This is a genomic window from Comamonas odontotermitis (genome assembly GCF_040396735.1).
GTDB classification, from domain to species: domain Bacteria; phylum Pseudomonadota; class Gammaproteobacteria; order Burkholderiales; family Burkholderiaceae_C; genus Comamonas; species Comamonas odontotermitis_C.
The window spans coordinates 46,527-65,404 of the sequence record NZ_JBEBNZ010000004.1; the positions used below are offsets into that span (position 1 = coordinate 46,527).

At 57.8% G+C, this 18,878-nt stretch carries 12 protein-coding genes and 1 tRNA gene; 4 read left to right on the forward strand and 9 right to left on the reverse strand.

The features are described from left to right. The first annotated feature begins 2 nt into the window (after positions 1 to 2). The 4 genes from ACH2DG_RS05835 to ACH2DG_RS05850 all read left to right on the forward strand — a co-directional run bounded on the left by ACH2DG_RS05835 (position 3) and on the right by ACH2DG_RS05850 (position 6,663). Positions 3 to 713, forward strand: coding sequence for a hypothetical protein (locus ACH2DG_RS05835; RefSeq protein WP_395024768.1), 711 nt, complete (start codon positions 3 to 5; stop codon positions 711 to 713). Positions 714 to 961: 248 nt separating this feature from the next. Beyond that, positions 962 to 1,636, forward strand: a complete 675-nt coding sequence (locus ACH2DG_RS05840; protein ID WP_395024770.1) for a hypothetical protein — start codon at positions 962 to 964, stop codon at positions 1,634 to 1,636. A 51-nt stretch (positions 1,637 to 1,687) separates the two neighbouring features. Further along, the gene (locus tag ACH2DG_RS05845) at positions 1,688 to 6,130 is read left to right on the forward strand and encodes an RHS repeat-associated core domain-containing protein (protein WP_395024771.1); all 4,443 of its coding nucleotides are present in this window, start codon (positions 1,688 to 1,690) and stop codon (positions 6,128 to 6,130) included. Then, positions 6,127 to 6,663: a hypothetical protein gene (locus ACH2DG_RS05850; protein WP_395024773.1), complete on the forward strand. Its 537-nt coding sequence runs from the start codon at positions 6,127 to 6,129 to the stop codon at positions 6,661 to 6,663. The genes ACH2DG_RS05845 and ACH2DG_RS05850 overlap by 4 nt, the downstream gene beginning before the upstream one ends. A 187-nt stretch (positions 6,664 to 6,850) precedes the next feature. On the opposite strand, the gene ACH2DG_RS05855 is transcribed toward ACH2DG_RS05850, so the two are convergent. The 9 genes from ACH2DG_RS05855 to ACH2DG_RS05895 all read right to left on the reverse strand — a co-directional run bounded on the left by ACH2DG_RS05855 (position 6,851) and on the right by ACH2DG_RS05895 (position 18,876). Further along, positions 6,851 to 7,237, reverse strand: coding sequence for a hypothetical protein (locus ACH2DG_RS05855; RefSeq protein ID WP_395024774.1), 387 nt, complete (start codon positions 7,235 to 7,237; stop codon positions 6,851 to 6,853). Beyond that, positions 7,234 to 8,814, reverse strand: a complete 1,581-nt coding sequence (locus tag ACH2DG_RS05860) for a YfjI family protein (RefSeq protein WP_395024775.1) — start codon at positions 8,812 to 8,814, stop codon at positions 7,234 to 7,236. The genes ACH2DG_RS05855 and ACH2DG_RS05860 overlap by 4 nt, the downstream gene beginning before the upstream one ends. Then, positions 8,811 to 9,650 (reverse strand): hypothetical protein, encoded by an 840-nt coding sequence (locus ACH2DG_RS05865; RefSeq protein ID WP_395024776.1) that lies wholly within the window; start codon positions 9,648 to 9,650, stop codon positions 8,811 to 8,813. The genes ACH2DG_RS05860 and ACH2DG_RS05865 overlap by 4 nt, the downstream gene beginning before the upstream one ends. 82 nt (positions 9,651 to 9,732) lie before the next feature. Further along, positions 9,733 to 9,918 (reverse strand): helix-turn-helix transcriptional regulator, encoded by a 186-nt coding sequence (locus ACH2DG_RS05870; RefSeq protein WP_395024777.1) that lies wholly within the window; start codon positions 9,916 to 9,918, stop codon positions 9,733 to 9,735. Positions 9,919 to 10,106: 188 nt separating this feature from the next. Beyond that, complete coding sequence (locus tag ACH2DG_RS05875) at positions 10,107 to 10,985, reverse strand: hypothetical protein (RefSeq protein WP_395024778.1); 879 nt, start codon at positions 10,983 to 10,985, stop codon at positions 10,107 to 10,109. An 88-nt stretch (positions 10,986 to 11,073) separates the two neighbouring features. Continuing rightward, the gene (locus ACH2DG_RS05880; protein WP_395024779.1) at positions 11,074 to 12,294 is read right to left on the reverse strand and encodes a tyrosine-type recombinase/integrase; all 1,221 of its coding nucleotides are present in this window, start codon (positions 12,292 to 12,294) and stop codon (positions 11,074 to 11,076) included. 173 nt (positions 12,295 to 12,467) lie between these two features. Beyond that, a tRNA-Arg gene (locus tag ACH2DG_RS05885) sits at positions 12,468 to 12,542 on the reverse strand. A gap of 71 nt (positions 12,543 to 12,613) precedes the next feature. Then, on the reverse strand, positions 12,614 to 16,936 hold the full coding sequence (locus ACH2DG_RS05890; RefSeq protein ID WP_395024781.1) for a translocation/assembly module TamB domain-containing protein: 4,323 nt from the start codon (positions 16,934 to 16,936) through the stop codon (positions 12,614 to 12,616). Positions 16,937 to 16,938: 2 nt separating this feature from the next. Further along, positions 16,939 to 18,876 (reverse strand): BamA/TamA family outer membrane protein, encoded by a 1,938-nt coding sequence (locus ACH2DG_RS05895; RefSeq protein ID WP_395024782.1) that lies wholly within the window; start codon positions 18,874 to 18,876, stop codon positions 16,939 to 16,941. Between the last annotated feature and the right edge of the window lie 2 nt (positions 18,877 to 18,878).

The window sequence follows — 18,878 nt, forward strand, 5'->3', positions numbered from 1 at the left end:
TCATGCACTTCCCTGCAGATATTCATATGTGCATAAGAAAAATCTTTGCTGTACCTTTAGTGCTTGTGTTTTTGAGTCAGTCCGCACAGGCTGAAAAGCTCATACCGGGGTGGATATGGAATCAGTCCCCGGAGTTTGGAACGCCGGAGGAAGTGTGTCAGTATGCAATATCCATGAATACAGATCCTACTTCAACATGGCGATTCAAGGATGCTACATATTACAATTCAGAAAGATCTAGGTATTGCCGGGCATACAGAAATAACGACATGGTTAATATATATATTTATACAGTCGTTAGTCAAAAAGAGTGCCCCACAATTCCAGCTTATGTAATGAAAATAGAACCAAGTGGATTGCTCTCATGCAATAGATACACTATTGGGGTTAGTGGTCCGTCAAGTACAAGTGCATTGCCATCCCAAGTCGGGCCAATTGATCAAGTGGTAACAATCACATCTGAGGATGGTCCAGTTGCATCAGAGGTGTTTTCGGTTGAAATGCGCGTGAACGGTGTAATTGCTGGTGCCAGCCCTCAAATCACAGATCAAAATGGAAAATCCGTAATAACTTATACTCCGCCTTATTTTTACGGATTAACCGTTGATCTAACTACTTCATGTGTTTATTGTGAAAACACTGCTAGCAAATCCATCACGGTGTTGCCTACTGATGTGAACCAATCAGAAGAGCCGCAAATGTGCCGCCGCTAATCTGGCATCGTTAAATGGAGTTTATCTTATCTAAAGGTTATGAATGAGATTGATAATCTTATTTTTAGTAGCCTGTCTGCTCTCCTTGAACACTCACGCTTATGAAGCAGATTTTATTGTTTGAAAAATGGCTGGAATGGCACTTCCGTATCTGAAACTATTGATATATGAAGCTAGGAGTCACAAGAGCCGCAAGCGTGTCAATGCCAAAATTAATGCCTATTTTCAAAAAAAATCCAATTTAAATGATGAATAATATTTCTTTCAGGTATTTTATATTTTCTACTGTCTTGCTTCTTTGTAGGGTTTCAAATGCAAATTATCTAGTACCAGGATGGGTTAGCAATGGGGCTAAGGGGCAGGAGTTTGAATCTCCAGAGAGCACTTGCAAAGCTGTGGCAAGCAATGCCGGATCGGAATGGTCATATGCCAGTATTGCCAAGATAAAGGACTCCACTGGATATTATTGCAATTTATTCAATCCTAATAATTACCCTCAAGTAGGTGTTTATGCATTGGTTGAGCAGGCTACCTGTCCTACTGATCCCAGATGGGTAACATCATATTTCTCGGATGGAATAAGATATTGCAAAATGTTTAATATTAATATATCTGGTCCAAATGTTACCAATGCACTGCCGTCGAAAAATGGACCGATAACGCAGTCCATAAAGATTACATCTGTTGATGGGGTTGAGAAAAATGTCCACGTTGTTTTGAGAACAAGGATTGGGCAAACTGTCGCTGGATATACAGATGATGACGGGGAAGTTTCTTTTATTGTTGTCCCTTCAGATTTGGTGGCTGCAATGATTGAAATATCTGCAAGTTGTTTACATTGCGAAAACACTGCTAGCAAAACTATCACGGTATTGCCTACTGATCTGAATCAGCTAGAAGAGCCGCAAATGTGCCGCCGCTGATCCCCTATTGCCTTATTGTCTTCTCACCATTAACGAATACCAGCCCGTACCATGACCATTGATCTGCTCATCCGGCGCAAGCTGCTGCCTTCCTCTCTCAAGCCCGCCTTGCGCGCCCTGGTCGCTTTTGGTGCTCTAACCACTCTAGGCACCTTCACCTTCATGTCTGGCCCGGCCCAGGCCCAGAGCATCCCCAACGGCCCCGAGAACTTCCAGGCGCAGACTGACTGGGTTGACCAAAGCCCCAGCCCCCTCACCCTGGGCCACATCTACCGCAGCTTTGGCGACCCCGATGAAGATGCGGACATCGGCATGGGCAAGGGCTGGATGCACTCTTGGTCGGGCCGCATCAAGCTGCCCAAGTACTACGACGCGCGCTACCCCTCCAGCCTTGCAGTGATACTGCCCGATGGCACCTCAGCGCTATTTCTCAAAGAAATGGGAGAGCAGTCCCCGTGGCTGGCGGCAACTGGGGCGGACTGGATTCAGGGCTCGGTGGGAGGTGCCTGGCAATACCACCGCGCCAGTGACGACAGTATTTGGAAGTTCGACAACAAAGGCTGGCTCACCAAGATCACCTTGCGCAATGGCTGGAACTACAGCATCTTGCAAACCAACGGCAAGGTCCTGTCTGTTGCCAACTCCTTTGGGCGCGGGCTGAACTTTAGCTACCGGACCGATGGCAGGCTGGGCTCCGTCACCTTGCCCGACGGCAACGCCGTCAACTACGACTACAACGCCAAGGGAAGCCTAAGCTCCGTCAAGGTCAACAGCTACCAGACCCACGCCTACAGCTATGGCAACACCACCTTCCCGGGCCTGGTCACTGCCGTGGGTGATGCCCAGGGCAACCAGATACTGGGCTTTAGCTATAACCCTGATGGCTCGCTCAAAGAAACCACGCGGGCAGGGGTCACCGGTGCCTACCGCGTCTCCTATGCGGGCGCTGCCAGCGTCGGCTCCGCTGGCATGCTGGTGGCCGCAGGTACTGATGATCCCAACTGGTACAAAGCCTCGGTCACCACCACCGACCCCAATGGCAACAGCACCACCCGCCAGTACCAGGGTACGGCCTCTGGTGTGCGCCTGGTTGGGCAAAGCAATGCGCGTTTCTGGGACAAATTCAAGGAAGAGCTCAATGCCGACTTGCTGCCTGCCTCCAAGGAGGACTTCAAGGGCAACAAAACCACCTACCAGTGGAACACCAACCGCCAACTGATCACCCAGGTGGTGGCTGCCTCCAACCGCCCAGAAGCCCAAACGGCCCAGATCGAGTGGCATGACGCCATGTCACTGCCCACCAAGATCACCGAGGCGGGGCGCATCACCCAACTGAGCTACGACGATGGCGGCAACCTCGTGGGCACCCTGGTCACGGACACGGCCAGCGGCAAAGCCTACTCCAGCGCCTGGGCCTACAACCCCAACGGCCTGCCGTACTCCTACACCGATGCCGGTGGCCAGACCGTGTTTGGTTACGACACCAAGGGTAACCTGAGCAAGGTCACCGACCCCCAGGGGCGCATCAGCCAGTACACCCACGATGGCGCAGGCCGCATCCTCACCGCCACCGAACCCTCAGGCCTTGTGCGTGTCTACAGCTACAACCCCAAGGGCCAGCTCACCAGCTTCAGCGCAGGGGGCTTGCTCACCACGCTCAGCTACCTGCCCAATGACAAGCTGGGCACCGTCACATTCGCCAACGGCTACGCCATCACCTACCAGTACGACGGCGCCCTGCGCACCAGCAACTGGAGCGACAACCGGGGCAACTCCGGCCAGTACACCCTCGACGCGCAAGACAACGCCACCAGCGCCACCGTCAAGGACAGCGCGGCCATTACCGCCTTGCAGGTACAGCGCACGATCAACAGTCTTAACAAGGTGGCGAGCGAGACCCGAGGTGCCAACCAAAGCACAAGCCTGAGCTATGACGCCAATGGCGACCTGGCCACGGCCCGCAATGGCCTGTCTCAAACCACCACGCTTGCAGTGGACGGGCTGCGCCGCCTGAACAAAGTGACCGACCCGCTGAACAACGCAGCCACGCTCACCTACAACCAGCTGGACGCCATCACCTCTGCCAAAGACTTCAAAGGCGTCACCACCAGCTACACCCGCGATGCACTGGGCAACGCCAAGCAAGAGGTCACCCCCGATGCAGGCACCGGCAATGCCACCTACGACGTGCGCGGCCTCCTGGCATCGACCACCGACGCCACAGGCCGCACCATTGGTGTGGAGCGCGACGCCCTGGGCCGCATCACCAAGATCAACTACAACAACGGCACATCATCTGTGCTGCGCTACGACCTCACCGGCACCACCTACAACACCGCTGCTGCGCCCAATGCCAGCATCGGGCACTTGAGCGAAGTGCAGGACCCGGGCGTCACCACCCAGTACCAGCGCGACGCCCTGGGCCGCGTGCTGCGCAAGACCCAGATCCTGGCAGGGGGCGAGACCCGCTCCATGGCTTACAGCTACGTGCCAGCAGGCCAGGGCGGGGCAGGCAGCGTGCAAAGCATCACCTACCCCTCGGGCAAACAGCTCACCTATCAGTACGACAGCACGGGCCTCATCACCGGCATGCAGTGGAACGGCACGGCACTCCTCTCAGGCCTGACTTGGAGCCCACTGGGCATGCCTACGGGCTGGAGCTGGCCGGGCATCCTGGCTGCGGCAGGGGCCAGCAGCACGCTGGCAGAAGCGCGCAGCTACAACACGGCAGGCCAGCTCACCCACACCGGCATCCTTGATCTGACCTGGGACGCGGCAGGGCGCGTGTCTGCCATCGAGCAAAGCCAGATGGTGCCCGCCGCTGCAAGCGCCGGGGGCGCAGCCACCACCACCGTACAGGCCCGCATCGCCAGCGCCTACACCTACGACGCAGCCGGGCGCATGACCGCCAGCGGCCACAGCCTCCAAAGCACGCCCACGGTCAACTGGCCCCGAGTAGGCACCTTGGCCACGAACCTTCTTGATGTTGCTGGCTACAACTCCATGGGCTATGCGTACGACGCCAACGGCAACCGCCTCTCGGCCTCCATCGTCAAGACGCCTGCATCGGGTAGTAGTGCTACCACCACCCGCACCTACAGCCTGACCGCTGGCACCAATGTGCTGGCCAGCATTGCCAGCACCACCACTCCGGGCAACGCAGCGAGCACCAAAACCTACCAGTACGACGCAGCAGGGGCCATCACATCTGCCACCACCAGTGGCACTACCAGCGGAGCCCAATACCTGCACTACGGCGCCAATGGCCGCGTCGCCAAAGTCACCGGCACCGCCAGCAGCACCGACCCCAGTGCCGTCAGCTACCTCTACAACAGCGCGAGCCAGCGCCTGCTCAAAACCGATGCACGGCAAAGCACCACGGCCCCGCGCACCGAGCACACCCTCTACAGCGAAGAAGACAGCGCGCAACTGCTGGGCACCTACAGCAACCAGCGCAGCGCAAACTCGGCAGCGCCTGCGGGCGAAATGGACAGCACCGAAGTCATCTACCTGCCCACCGCCCAAGGCATGGTGCCGGTGGCGGCCCAGATCAACGGGCGGCTCTACGCCATCCACGCCGACCACCTGAGCACCCCCAGGCGCCTGACCAACCAGCAGGGCCAAGTGGCCTGGCAGTGGCTGCTCACCGGGTTTGGCGAAGTAAGCCCGACCACGGGTGCGAAAGGCTATGTGCAAGCGGACAGCGCAGTCGCTGGCAGCCTGCCCAGCTACGCGCCAGAGGTGACGTTCAACCTGCGCTATCCGGGCCAGCAGTGGGACGAAGAGACGCAGCTGAGCTATAACGTTTACAGGTACTACGATGGCGCTATTGGTGGATACACCCAAATGGACCCCATTGGGCTTGCGGGGGGATGGAATCGCCGAGGATATGTAGGAGGCAACCCGCTCAACGGCACGGATCGACTAGGTCTGTACGAAAGCTCGCCATGGCTGCGCGCCTTTGTTCCAGGCCAGGTGACGTTTGATCATGGCATGACTGCCTGGGAGAATGGCAACTACGGTCAGGCAGGGCTGCTGTTTGGCGCTATGTTGGGTGAGCAGGCTCTGACGGTTGTAGGTTTTAGAGTGCCACCGATTGTGGTGGCGCCTGTTGTGACACGGATGGCTCCGGTGACGGCTGAAGCGGGAGCTACCTGTGTTCCTGAAGGGATCAAAATCACGTCAAAGGGCTTGAATTTGGTCGAACAAAATCTTTCTCGCTTTGACCTATGGGAACCCAATGCGGCTATGGTGCAACGACTGAGAGATAGCCTTCAGGCCGGAGAGAGACTAACTGGTGCCGACGCAAATTTCTATCTGCACGAAATTGCAGAAAATACAGGCCGATTAAAAGGGCTCGGATATGATGAAGCTCATGCTGCTGCTTTGAATAAATATGGCGTATCGAATTTCTCCATCTATCATCCCGAAGTTATTCAAAATTTCCCTAGCGAATTTAACAACGCATGGAGAAGCTACTGGGGAATTAAATGAAAGAATTTAAGCTATCCAAAGAAAGGATTGCAAGAGTTTGGGTTAACGAATGGCCCATCTCTAAAAAGGACTCTCCAAAAATAACAAGCAATCATTTTATTGAAGCGGAATGTAGAGGGTCATTAATATGCATTCATAATACTATTGTTGTGGAGCTCTTAGTGCCTTTAGGAGGGAAATTTTCTTATGGAATGCTGGGTGTTACGACTTTGGGTGAGAAATCATTTAATCCGAAAATCGAATTGTGCGACTCTTTGGATCTGATGAATGACGATGTTTCTTCTGCTCTTGCGAATTCCATTGATACAATTGAATCATATATTGGCAATGAATATAGGGATTCAATTTTGATTGGGGCTCGTGATTCTGCTCAAGAATACTTAGATCTACCTGAGATAATTAGATTTTTTGGCGGACGGCAAGGCGCATTTGGTTCCTCGCAAAGTCTTTTCAAGAAGTTGGCATTTATTTGTTTGAGACTCTTATCATCCCCGAAAGAGAACATGAAAGAAGAATTGGAGAAAACCTTGTAGTCGTTTGTTTTTATTGCTGTACTATTGTCAAAGGAGTAATCAATAGAAAAAACCTTCCGAGTGTCTCATTGACTTCTGGAAGGTTTTTGGTTTCGAGGGCATTTCTGGAGTGTGTTGGTATATTGAAGTGAGGACGACCTCGCGCGCGCGTACTGGTCTCAAAACCGGGCACTGTCGTGGCGTGTTCCTACCCTTCACCAACAGAATCGTTTTGCGCTCCAGGTGCCGGGTAGTCGGCCTTGAACATGCGCAGCAGCTCCTCTCGGTGCTCTGGCCTGGTCTCTAAAATCTCCAGGCGCATCTGCTCCCGGGCCTTAGGGCTGTCTCCCCAGAAGTCGCAGGCATTCATTGCCGCTGCCATCAAGGCAATGAGCAGTGGATCGGAGATTTCATCGTTTGCACAAATGCGCCCTGAGCAGCCCCCCAAAACCCCCGAAACCTCTTGTTGTTTTTCATAAACGAGAGCGGAGCAGGCCCCCGTAACCCCCAAAAGGAGGGTTTTGGGCGTTTTGGGGGTGTGCGCTTCGCTGTTTTGCAAAAAATGTGATTTCGCTTTTGCCAGCCATGAGGTCATTTTGCCCCCCTCACTTTGGGGTTGATGATGTAGCGCGTGGTGGGGCGGCCAACCTCAGGCATGTCATCCATGCTGATGAGCCATGCATGCTCTTCCAAGATGGAGAGAGCGGCCTCGGCGTCGGCGGTCGTCTTGATTCCGCCCCAACCTTTTTTCCAAACCTCACGGGCAGTGAAACCGCTCGGGAGCTTGCCCTCGCCCAGACGGCGAGAGAGCATCTTGGCGGTCGTGGTCTTGGCGGTCTCGACCAAGCCGTAAATACGCTTAGCGTGGCCCTCCAGGTATTCGCACCAGGCGGCAGCCCGGATGGCGCATGACTCGCCCACCGGCCCGAGCTTGCCCTCTGCCAAGTGCAGGATCAGCGCCAGCGCACAAAACAACTTCTCAAACTTACCCAGGTGCTGCTTCACCATGGGGTTGGTCTCACCCGGAATGCGCTGCACATTCAGCTCAGTCGCCCACTCGATAAAGACTTGCTGGGCTTCGTCATCAAAGCAAAAGTGCGGCAGCTTTACGAAGTCGTCGGCAGGCATTGCACCGTCCTGCATGGGGTCGAATTCCGCCAGGCGATCAAACATATCCCGTACGGCCTCCCGCGCCCCTTTGACGGGGTAGCGATCCGTCCAGGCCCAGGTAGGCTGCTCGGGATACACCAGCACTTGAAACCGTTGGATACGGCCATCGTTATCCATGCTGTTGACGATGCTTGCGAGATAGCGCTCCAGCAGATCGGGCTGGATACCGCCAAACACCGACAGGCACAGCGACTTGATGAATTGGCTGCCTCGCCCAATGCGGTCAATCGTGAAGCTGCCCGTACCATTCCAGCCTTCCAGATAGAACGCCTTGTCGCCTTCCCTGCCTTCACGCTCCCAGCTCGCTAAAAGACCCATCAACTCATCACGGAACACCAGCAGGCCTACAGGATTTTTGGCAAGAATGTCGCCCAGCTTCTCAACGGTGGCGTCGTTTGACTTGAAGCGGCGCGCATGCGGCTCTTCGGGTTTGTCCAGTGATTCCAGATCGTGCTGGGCGGCACGCATCTTGTCGTGGTCGGGTTTGCCGGTAGCGGCCTTTTTCATATTGGCCTTGATAGCCGATTCGTGCGCTTCAAACGCTGCTATTTCCGCCTGGTAGGTTTTGAGCTTTTCCTCCAGAAGTTCAGCCTCCCTCACCTCCAGGCGATCCAGAAAGCGCATGACCGTGCCGATGGTGGGCGACTTCTTCGCGCTGGGGTCTCCAACAACACCGCCGTAAAGATTGGGCGTCACGATCCAGTCGTCACGGCGCTTGGGCTTGATGGCGCACTTGGTGCCAATCACTGCGCCAATGGCAACGATCAAGGCCGCGGCCACAAAGTCAGGCGCAGCGCACATGCGGTCGGCCTCATCCTTAACGAACTCAGCCAGCGCCTTGGGCAGCAGTACATCTGCCTCAAACGCCGGTGCCGGGGGCAAATCGCTCTTGATGGGCAGCGGGTCGGGCCAATGTTTGTTACCGGTTTCGGAGTCGGTTACCCCCTCCAGAACAGCAAAGGCCGGGGCTGCGTTATTGATAGCATTCTCTACGAGGTTCATTCCATCACCTCCACGCGCCCGGCAAGGCGCTGCAAATCGTTGAAGTAGGTGTCACCGCCTTGGCGATCTAGGCCCGAGAAGTCAGGCACGGCCAGCAGACCACCGACAGCATGCGCAGCAGCCGATGCCGCAGTCAGGCCGGGATTGCCCTCGGTTGTCCAGTCGTCATCAGCGCACAGCACCAACGTCAGGCACGGATATTTCGCTCTGAGCATTTGCGCAACAGGCAGTAAATTGCCGCAGTTGAATGCAACTGCCACCGCGTACCCGGTCTGCTCGTGAAGGGTCGCAGCAGTGGCGTAGCCCTCGGCAATCAGCAACCGCCCAGATGCCTGTCCAATGGCGTGATAACAACCCTTGGTACGGCCCCCAGGCATGAAGTGCTTGCTGCCATCGGGGGCGATGGATTGCAGGCTGTGTATGTGGCCTTTGCCATCGCGCAGGGGGATCAGCAGCGTATGCCCGGCCTCTACCCGGATGCCGTGGGGTTTGATGCCCTTCGCGCTCAGGTAGGGATGGTCAAGGGCAGGTACAGATGCAAGCCAGCGCTGGGATGCCCCGGCCGCTGCTCGTGCCTGCCTCTCGCGCTGCTCTGCGTCGTGCTGTTTGCGCAAAGCATCCATGCGGCGCTTGTAAGCCCGGCGCTCAACTTCTGACAGCTCGCGTTGGTCTCGCTTGCTGGCAATCAGTCCGCACTTGAAGCAATGGGCAATGCCGTGCTCGGGCGAGAGGATGGTAACGCCCATGTCCTTTTTGCGTGGGCTGGTGCCGCAGGCGGGGCACAGGATTCTGTGGTCGCCGATGGGGTATTCGCCCCAAAGAATGCTGTGGGTCATTGCGCACTGCCTCCTTGGGTGAAATGGCAATAGCGCCAATGACATTGGGCTGCAATTGAAGCTGCATAGAACACTGCACGCCTCACTTTCCGGCCTGGGCATCACGCCAGGCAATCAGCTTGTCGGCGGGAATGACCGTGCAGCGGGCGGATAACCGGATTGGTTGGGGGAAATCAGGGCGGCTCTTGATCCAGCGCCAGAGGGTTGCAGTACCAATGCCCAGCAGCTCGGCTGCTTGCTTTGGGCGGTAAGACTGAATTGATGCCATGTATCACTCCATTTGAACCCGCGTTGCATCATGTGCTGCGGTATGGGGTGACTTTCGCTTTTATGAAATCTTCAGAGAAGACGGTTTGCGAGCAAATCCCGCCCCGTGCTTGCAGCCTATAACAAGATGCAAGCAGAGCTCGGGATATGCATGCATACCATGTGGTTTGCTAGCAGAACCCAAGCACCTTACGCGCCCTTCAACCAATCTCTGATGGTTGAAAATTCAAATGGAAATTCTTTCGTAAATGCGATAGCGGCACTGTCTTTGCTGGAGTATTCTTCTCTCTCATCTTTGTATCTGGCCACCACTTTTTCACGAATTGCCTGATTAGGTGCATGCCTTGCTTCTGCTGCAGTCTTCGCCAACAACCTACGCGCCGATAGTGCAGCTTTGCTATTTGGATCCGACTCCATTTCCTCAATAGAACATTTAAAGCCTTCATCCCACATATGCAGTCCGCTGGATAGCGCACTCGCTTCACCAGCTTCGTACAGGTATTCAAGGAATTTATCACGATCAAGACTTGGATCACTTGCCAGCCACAACCAATGTAACTCCAATGCCAACAAGACTCGGTGATCGGAAGGCTTGTTTTCTAGCCCATACCTCTCAGACATTGCTTGATAAAGTAAGTGGCGATTCAACTCCCCTTGTTTATTGTAAATGGCATAGGACCACCCCTCATGGAGAGCGTAGCCTTCAGCAGTGCATCTTGATCGAGTGAAATCATTGTCAAGTACAACACCCTGCTCAATCGAATGCATATACCAATAGGCGCCGTCCCAACCGGCTACCCACTTCATCCATTGCGCGTAGGCAAACAACGCTGGCAATCTGCCCATAAATTCTTCTTGAAGAATGTCAAAAGTTCGCGTGTATTGAGCATTCGCTCTTGGATGCAAGCCTGATATTTCCCGAGGCAGAATAATCTCATTCTCCAACGCCATTAGCTCCACTTTTTTCAGGGAATCTCTCCAAGCTAAGTCGGCAACTTTTTCCGCTCGTTCAATCCATTCTTCTCGGGTCATTTTTCCGTGATTATCTTCATTGAAATCATTACTCATTAAAAATCCCATAAAAATGACTAGACGCCCATCGCCATAGTCTTCTATAAATAAGCTTCAATAAATCTTCAGCGGTCAAAACTAAAACTTATGCCGGTTTAAACTGGATCACATCGGCACCGGATTTGAGTTTATTCAGGTAGTCGGCCCATCGCTGCATCATTTCGTGGCGTGCCGCAAGGTGGGTTGTTCGGTTGTAGGCTGTTCCATTTGCATCCTTCACTGCATGCGCTAGCTGATGTTCGATCAAATCCACCCGCTCGCCCATCACTTCATCCATGATTGTTCTTGCAGTGGCTCGGAAACCATGGGCGGTCTGCATGGTGTTGTCGTATCCCAAACCACGCAGGGCAGCATTGATGGTGTTGTCCGACATTGGCCGTTCGCCGGTGCGGATGCTCGGAAAAATATACTGGCCATCTCCTGTGATTGGGTGAATTTCTTGCAAAATTGCCAGCGCTTGCTTGGATAGCGGGACGATATGGTCGGTTTTCATCTTCATCTTCGAGCCGGGAATGCGCCATTCGGCTTTGTCAAAGTCGATTTCCTTCCATTCGCCAGTGCGCAACTCGCCTGGGCGTAGAAAAACGAGTGGCGTTAAGCGCAGAGCGCAGCGGCTGTACAGGTGACCGGTGTAATTGTCTATTGCTCGCAGCAATGGAGCGAGTTGCGATGGCTCTGTAATGGCTGCGTAGTGCTTTTTCTCGGCTCTTTTCAATGCGCCCTTGAGGTCTACTGTGATGTCGCGTCCTACAGTGTGCTCAGCAACGGCAAAGCGAAAAACTTGCCCGCAAATCTGAACAAGTCGCTTGGCGCTATCGTGCGCGCCACGATCCTCCATTTTGCGAGCCACAGCTAGCACGTCACGCGGCATGATACTAGTCATGGGTAGTTTCCCGATGCTGGGGAAAATGTCCTTCTCTAGCCAGTTGCGTACCTTTTGTTGGGTGATTTCCTTGCGGTCGGCGGCAGTCTTTTCGAGCCACAACTCCGCCACTTTTTGGAATGTATTGTCTGCAGCAATCCTTTTCGCCAGCTTGTCGGCGCGTTTGGCGACTCCAGGGTCGATGCCATCAGCCAACAATTTCCTAGCGTCTTCGCGCCGCTTACGGGCTTGCGCGAGACTCACCTCCGGGTAGGTCCCCATCGCCAAGGTTTTCTGCTTGCCTGCAAAACGATAGGCCATGCGCCAGTACTTGCCTGCACTTGCTACCAGTAGAAAAAGTCCATAGCCGTCTGAGTGCTTGCTTCCGGCTGACTTGGTGGGGTCGGGCTTCACCTGCTTCACAAAAGTGTCTGAAAGTGCCATATCGCGTCCTGTTGGTATGTTGGTGTGTTGATATGTTCAACTACCAACAAAAGTACCAGCAAAATGTTGGTATGTCCATAGATCACCTGAGGCAAGGTTAGACACAGAAAAACCCGCTATGCTTCTACACATACGGGTTTTTGGCTGTTCTGAGACTATCTGAGTCTATGTCCTGGTCCCCCCGACAGGAATCGAACCTGTATCTAGCGCTTAGGAGGCACTCGTTCTATCCATTGAACTACAGGGAGTGAGACCAAGCAGCTATTGTAGGTGGTGTTCGGTAGGTGCCGGACAAACTCCGCTGTGTGTTGTGGCTGTCCTAATCAAAACGCAGCGTGTAGATCAGATCCAGCGCGCTGGTTACGCCTGCCGATCCGCGCAACTGCAGGTTGCGGGTGAAATCGTAGAAGATGTAGAGCGCACCCAGGGTGCCGCCCAGACCGGCTTCGTAGGTCACATACAAGTCCTTGGAGAGGCGCTTGCCCAGTGACAGGCCGGCAGAGCCGTTGTCGCCGCCCAGACCGATTTCATCCAGGCCCAGGCCCTTGGCGATGTTGCCGGTCAGGCTCTCACCTGATCCGCCACCCAGCAGGGCGAGGGCGGCCTGCTGCATCATGGCGCTGCTGGCGCCGCCGCCGGCGGGGTCGCGGCCCATGACGACCCATGATATTTTCTCGGCATCGGGCATTTCCGGGTCGGAATACAGGCGCACGCGCGGCGCCATGGCTGAGCCGCTCACCTGCACGCCGGCCTTGACCGAGATGTTGGGGCGAAGCGCCAGAATTTCGAGCGATGGGTTGTTGTAGGGGCCGTTGAACCGGATCTGGCCGGTTTCCACATTCAGCACCTGTCCCCAGGCACGGTATCGGCCTTCCTCTGTGGTGATGACGCCGGTGATGCGGGGCATGCCAATGCCATTGCCGCCAGCGTTCTGTACATTGAGCGTGCCGCGCAGGCGCGTGGTAATGCCATAGCCCTGCAGCGCAAAATCGTTGCCCAGGTCCAGCTTCACATCCAGCAGCATGGGCTTGGCAGGGGTGATGCCGCCGGCGGGCTCGTTGAGCTTGCCATCGGCAGCTTGGGCCGCCTCCTGCTTGGCCTTTTCGGCAGCGGCGGCACGACTGGCCTTGGTATGCACCACCACATCGCTGCCCAGGGTGGGCGAGGATTCGTTGGCCAGCATGATGCTGGCGCGGTCTACGCGCAGGTCGCCGGTGATGCGCATCTGGCCTTGTTGGAGCTGGCTGCGCACATCGCCCGAGATGCTGACCTGCCGGTCGGCGCGCACCAGTACCTGCAGGGCCTTGGCCTGGGTGCGGATGTCCATGGTGATGTCGGGTTTGCCGCCATCGTCGGGCATGCTCCAGCGGATCGTGCCTGTTGCATCCAGGGTGCCACCGTCTGCGGGCGCTGCAGTCAGGTTGCCGCTGTAGCCGATGATGCGGGCGCGGCTGCCTTCACCGCCGTCAAAGTGCAGGCGCTGCAGTGCGAGTTCATTGCCATTGAGCTGGGCGCGCAGGGTGCCGTTGCGCAGATCCACGCCATCGAGCTGCGACTGAATATGCATTTTGTCGGCCGACAGGCTCCCGCTCCAGCGCGGGTCGCGTAGGTTGCCGGCCAGTTGCACGTCTGCGCCCAGGCTGCCTGCCACGCGCCATCCAGGCGGGGCGAAGCTGGCCCAGATGCCCAGGTCAGGCATCTGGGCCTTGATGGCGCCGCCGAGCGGGGCGTCGGGCGCGACGGTTGCAGCCAGATAGTCTTTGCCTTCAAACTGCAGCGCGGTCTGCAGGTCGGCAGTCAGCTCGCCTGCGTTGGCCGAATCCCAGCGCACATTGGCGCGCACCTGGCGGTCCTGTACGGTCAGGGCAACGGTTGCGGTACGGATGCCGGCGGTGATGGTTTCCTTTTGTTCTGCAAAGGCCTTGGCGAGGCTGCCCTGTTTGCCGCTGGAGTGGAAGGTGACGCTCTTGGGTCGGCTGCCCTGCACATGCAGGCGCAGGTCGCCGCTTGCCCGCTCCACCTGTAGCTTGGCGTTGAGGCCATTGGAGGTGTTGATGTCCCACCGGCCTTGCACGACGAGGTCCGAATCGAGCGGGCTGGTGCCCTGGTTCTGGTTGGGGTCAGGCTTTTGGAAGGCGCGCGCCCAGCGCAGTGGCAGGCCTTGCACGCTGCCGGTGCTTTGCAATTGCACGGATTTGTCTGCGCCCTGACTGAATTGAAGCGGGTTCCACTGCAGCATAACGGTGCCTGCCTGCGGGCCGGTGAGGTGCAGCTGTCCTGTTCCGGTACTGGCGGTCAGTGCTTGTTTACCTTGGGGCAACTGCAGCTTGAAATCGAGCGGCTGTTGCAGCGCCAACTGCCATGGTTCCTTGTTGGGTGGGAGCGTGGCGCGTGCCTGCAGCTGGCTCAGGCTGCCCGTCCACTGCTGCTGTGCATTGCTGCTGGCTGCCAGCTTGATCTGGCCGCCAAACTGTTGCTCGCCATGGCGCGCTTCGGTTTGCAGATCGGCCTGCACCTTGGCCAGGTTGCCGGTCAGCGCCAGCTGCGTGTTGCGCAGTTGCCAGTTGTCCTCGGCATGGCTGCTGGTGCGCACGGTCAGCTGCGGGGTGTTGATGGTTGCCTCCAGCGCAAACGGTTGCGCGCCCTTGGTAGTCATGCCCTCGGGAATCTTGGCGAGAAGGCCGGCTTGCTGCAGCTGGCGCAATGCATCGCCATAGCCACCGCTGTAATGCAGCTTGGCCTCCAGGCTGCCTTGTGCGCTGAGGTCTGCAGGCAGCGCCTCGGCAACGCGGGGCACCTTGCGCAGCCACTGCATCAACTGCTCTGCACTGGCGAGCTTCAGACTCACGTCGCCCTTGCCCTGGGCCGGCGTGGCCTGGGCCTGGATGTCCAGGCTGGCGCCGGGCACCTGTGCAGCAACACGACCGGAACCGCTCTGCTGCTCAATATTGGCGACCAGTTGCTGGGCGCTCAGGTGCGCGCCGAGCGCGTCGATCTGCGCGGTCTGCAACTGCAGTTCGGGCGCTTTCCAACGGCCTTTGGCGATGATGTGATCGATCGGCAGACGGGCCGGGTCTTTGGCGTTCTTGGTTCTTTTGGCGCTTTGGGCTTCTGGCGCACGGTTGGAACGTATGTCGCTGTCAAAAACAATAGCATCATCCTGCGACTGGACAGTGAGTTTGCCTGAGAGCGGCGCGCTGTCTACGCGGGTGTCGATGAGCGCCGGGTTCAGCGCCTGCAGCTCCGCTTGCAGCGCGGCATGGTGGTCTGCCAGCCGGTAGTGGCCTGCGGCTTGCAGGCGGCCGTCGCCAAGCTGCACGGTGGTGCCATCGAGCACATCGACACGCTGGCCGTCAAACAAGGCCTTCGCTTGCAAATGCTGGATGGGCAGGCGTTGCGCGTCCAGCGGGCCCGGCAGCGCATTGCTGATATCGACGGCGATGTCGAGGGGCACAGGCAGCAAGGCGGGTGCAGGGGCATCTTCTGGCGCCTCGGCAGGCGGGGCGACCAGGGCGGGCGCTGGGCTGTCTGCCTGTGCCTTGGCCAGTGCATCGGCCGGGGCTTCGGTCACCGCGATTTTGCCGTTGAGCAAGGTGGTGGGCAGGCCGGGCATAAACGCTGCCAGGTTGACGCTTTGCACGGTGGCCTGCGTGGGGCCCACCGGCCAGGGTTTCCAGGGGTAGATGGTGGCATCCACATCGGCCTGCATGGGCGGGGCCATGGACAGGGCCTGTGCGGTCTGGTCCTTGCCACGGCGCGCTGTATTGCCTGCGGCTTTGGCCGAGGCGTTCTTCGGTGCGGCAGTTGCGCTGTCTGCCGGCGATGGCGGCGCAATCTGGGGCTTGAGCTGGGCCACCACGCGCAGGCTGGCTTCAGCGCCTGCCAGGTTGCCGGTGACGCTGGCCGTGGCATCGGCCAGCACGGCGGGCAATTGGTCGGTGGCGGGCTGGTCCACATGGGCTTGCAACTGGGCATTCAAGTCCATGGGCGCCAGTGCACCCAGGGTGAGCTGGGCCTGGTAGCTGCCGTTGAAAGCCTGCACGCTGGTGACCTGCAATTGGTGTTTGTCGTTCTGGTACAGGTAGTGGCCTTGCAGTCCGGCGATGGTGATGGGCTGGGCAGCGGCCCAGACGATTTCATCCACCGAGAAGGGAATGTCGAGTACACGCAGCGGCAGCGGCAACTGCTCCAGCGGTTGGGTAGGCTCCTTGGGTTGCTCGATGCCGGATGGCGTGATGGTGAGCTGGGCAATGTGGATCGGCGCCAGGCGCACTTCACGATCCCAGATATTGTCGAGGGTCCAGCCAATGGTGGCGCCGCTCATGTCGACGCTGATGGATGGGTTGCTCCACTGCAGATTGCCGATGCTGCCGCCTTGGCGCAGGCTGCCGCGCACATCGGTGGCCTGCAGCTTCTGGTCTGCAGGCAGGTAGCGCTGCACGATGGCGATAACACGTGCGAGCGAGTCATCCTGCCCGCTCCACCACCAGGCACCGCCCAGCAATGCAGCGATTGCGACGAAGGTCAATACAAAAAACCATAGCAGCCAGCGCGCAATGCGTCTGCCCCAGCTAGCCTTTTTCTGTAGAGGTGGGGGTGCTGGCTGGGTGCCCTGTGGCGTGGAGATAGAAGTGTCTGCCATGGTCAAAAGCTGTATCCCAAGCGCAAATGCAGGCGAAAGCGTTGGTCTTTCAGCCCGTAGGCCACATCGGCCTGCAGTGCGCCCACCGGGCTGCGCCAGCGCAGGCCCGTACCAATGCCCCAGTAGGGGGTCATGTCGCCGACCTTGTCGGCCACCGAGCCAACGTCGGCAAACACGGCCGATTCCCAGTCGCTGACTTCGCCATTGCGCACCAGAGGGCGCTGGTATTCAACGCTGCCCACGTACATGTAGCGGCCGCCGTAGACCTTGTCGCCGGCAACGCTGGCGCCAATCTGCTTGTAGCCATAGCCCCGCACGGTGGTGTCGCCACCGGTGATGAAAAGCTGTGTGGCAGGAATGACGGCAGAATTCTTGGCCAGGATGGCTCCCCCTTCGGCCCGCAGGGCAAGACGCGCTCCGCGCGAGCTGCCATTGGGCGCGGTCACCGTTCCGGCGGGGACAAAGCCCTGCCAGCGCAGCAGGGCGCGCATGAATGGGTCGCGCTGAGGCGTAAGGGTGACACCCGCGCCCAGTTCTGCCGCAATGCCGTAACCCCGCGTGGGATTGGTGTTGTTGTTGAAGTAGCGGCCTGTCCAGCCGTAGTTGGCACTGATGGCGCTACTGGATGGAATCTTTTCCAGGCCCTGTGCGGAAGACGAGAAGTCATACTGCAGGAATGCACTGCGGTCGATATGGTCGGTGCTTTTCTTGTGGCCACCGCGGATCTGGGCCGAGTTGATGGTGAAGTCGCCGTTGATTTCGCGCTTGACCTCGCCGCCCGCAAAGTCTGCCCAGCCGTCTTCGCCGGGCAGGTCGGTCCACTCCGTGCTGATCAACTTCTTGTCGCGCTCGAACGAGAGCTTGCTCACCGCGCGCCAGCCCAGCAGGGGCATCTTGTTGTGGATATGGTCGAGGCTCAGGCGCGGGCCGGTATCGGTGGACATACCGATACCGAAGACCACCTTTTGCAATTTGGCCTCGCGTACCTGGGCAATCACGGGCGCGGCCTCGGGTGTCTGGGTGTTGGTGTCCAGCGTCAGAAAGACAGAATCGTAGTAGCCGCTTGCGGCCAGTCGCGTCTGCGCATCGAGCATGGCGGTTTCGCTGTAGTCGCGGCCGGTGGGCAGGCGCGCAATGCGGGCGGTGCCAACCGGGTCGTAACGCTCGGCGCCTTCAATCGACAGGGGGCCAAATTTGTACAACGGCCCGCTGTCGTAGTGCACCGACAGCCGGGCCTGGTTGGTGTCGCCGTCAATATCGGCCTTGCTGGACTCGATCTTTGCAGTGGGGTAGCGGCGGCGCTGGAGGGCGCGCAGGCCTTCGGACTTTGCACTGTCCCAGCCTTTCTGGGTGAACCCGGTGCCCGGCGGCAGGTCCCAGTTGCGCAGCAGCCGCTCGCGCCGGCTGGCGAAGTTCTTCTCCTCCGTCACGGCGCCGCTGTAGTCCAGTGCCACATCGGCCACCTTGGTCTGTACGCCGGGCGTGACAGAGATGACGATCTGCGGGCGGGCTTCGCTGTCTGCCGCAGATATTCCGCTGCCCGCAGGCGCCGCACCTGTATCGAATACATCAATTTGTATCTCGGGGCTGAAATAGCCCAGCGTGCCCAGCAACTCGCGCACGTTTTCGTCGGCACTGCCCAGCAGCCGCGTCAGCTCGGTCAGCTGCAGGCCGGGAAAGCTGCGGTAGCGCTTGAGGTCGATGTACTGCTCCAGGTACTTTCTGACATCGTCGGGCGCTTTCACGGTCAGGTCGAACGCGGGCTGGTCGTTGTCGGCATCGTGGCCGTCGGAATTACTGTCTGCCGCGGTTTCGGTGCCCTTGGCGCTGCTCTGTGCGTCCTCGCCACTGGCGCGCGGTGTGCTGCTGCAGCCAGTCAGCAAGGCGGAAAAAACAATAAAAAACGCCGGCAGGACCGGCGTCGTCAGGCGATATCGCATGG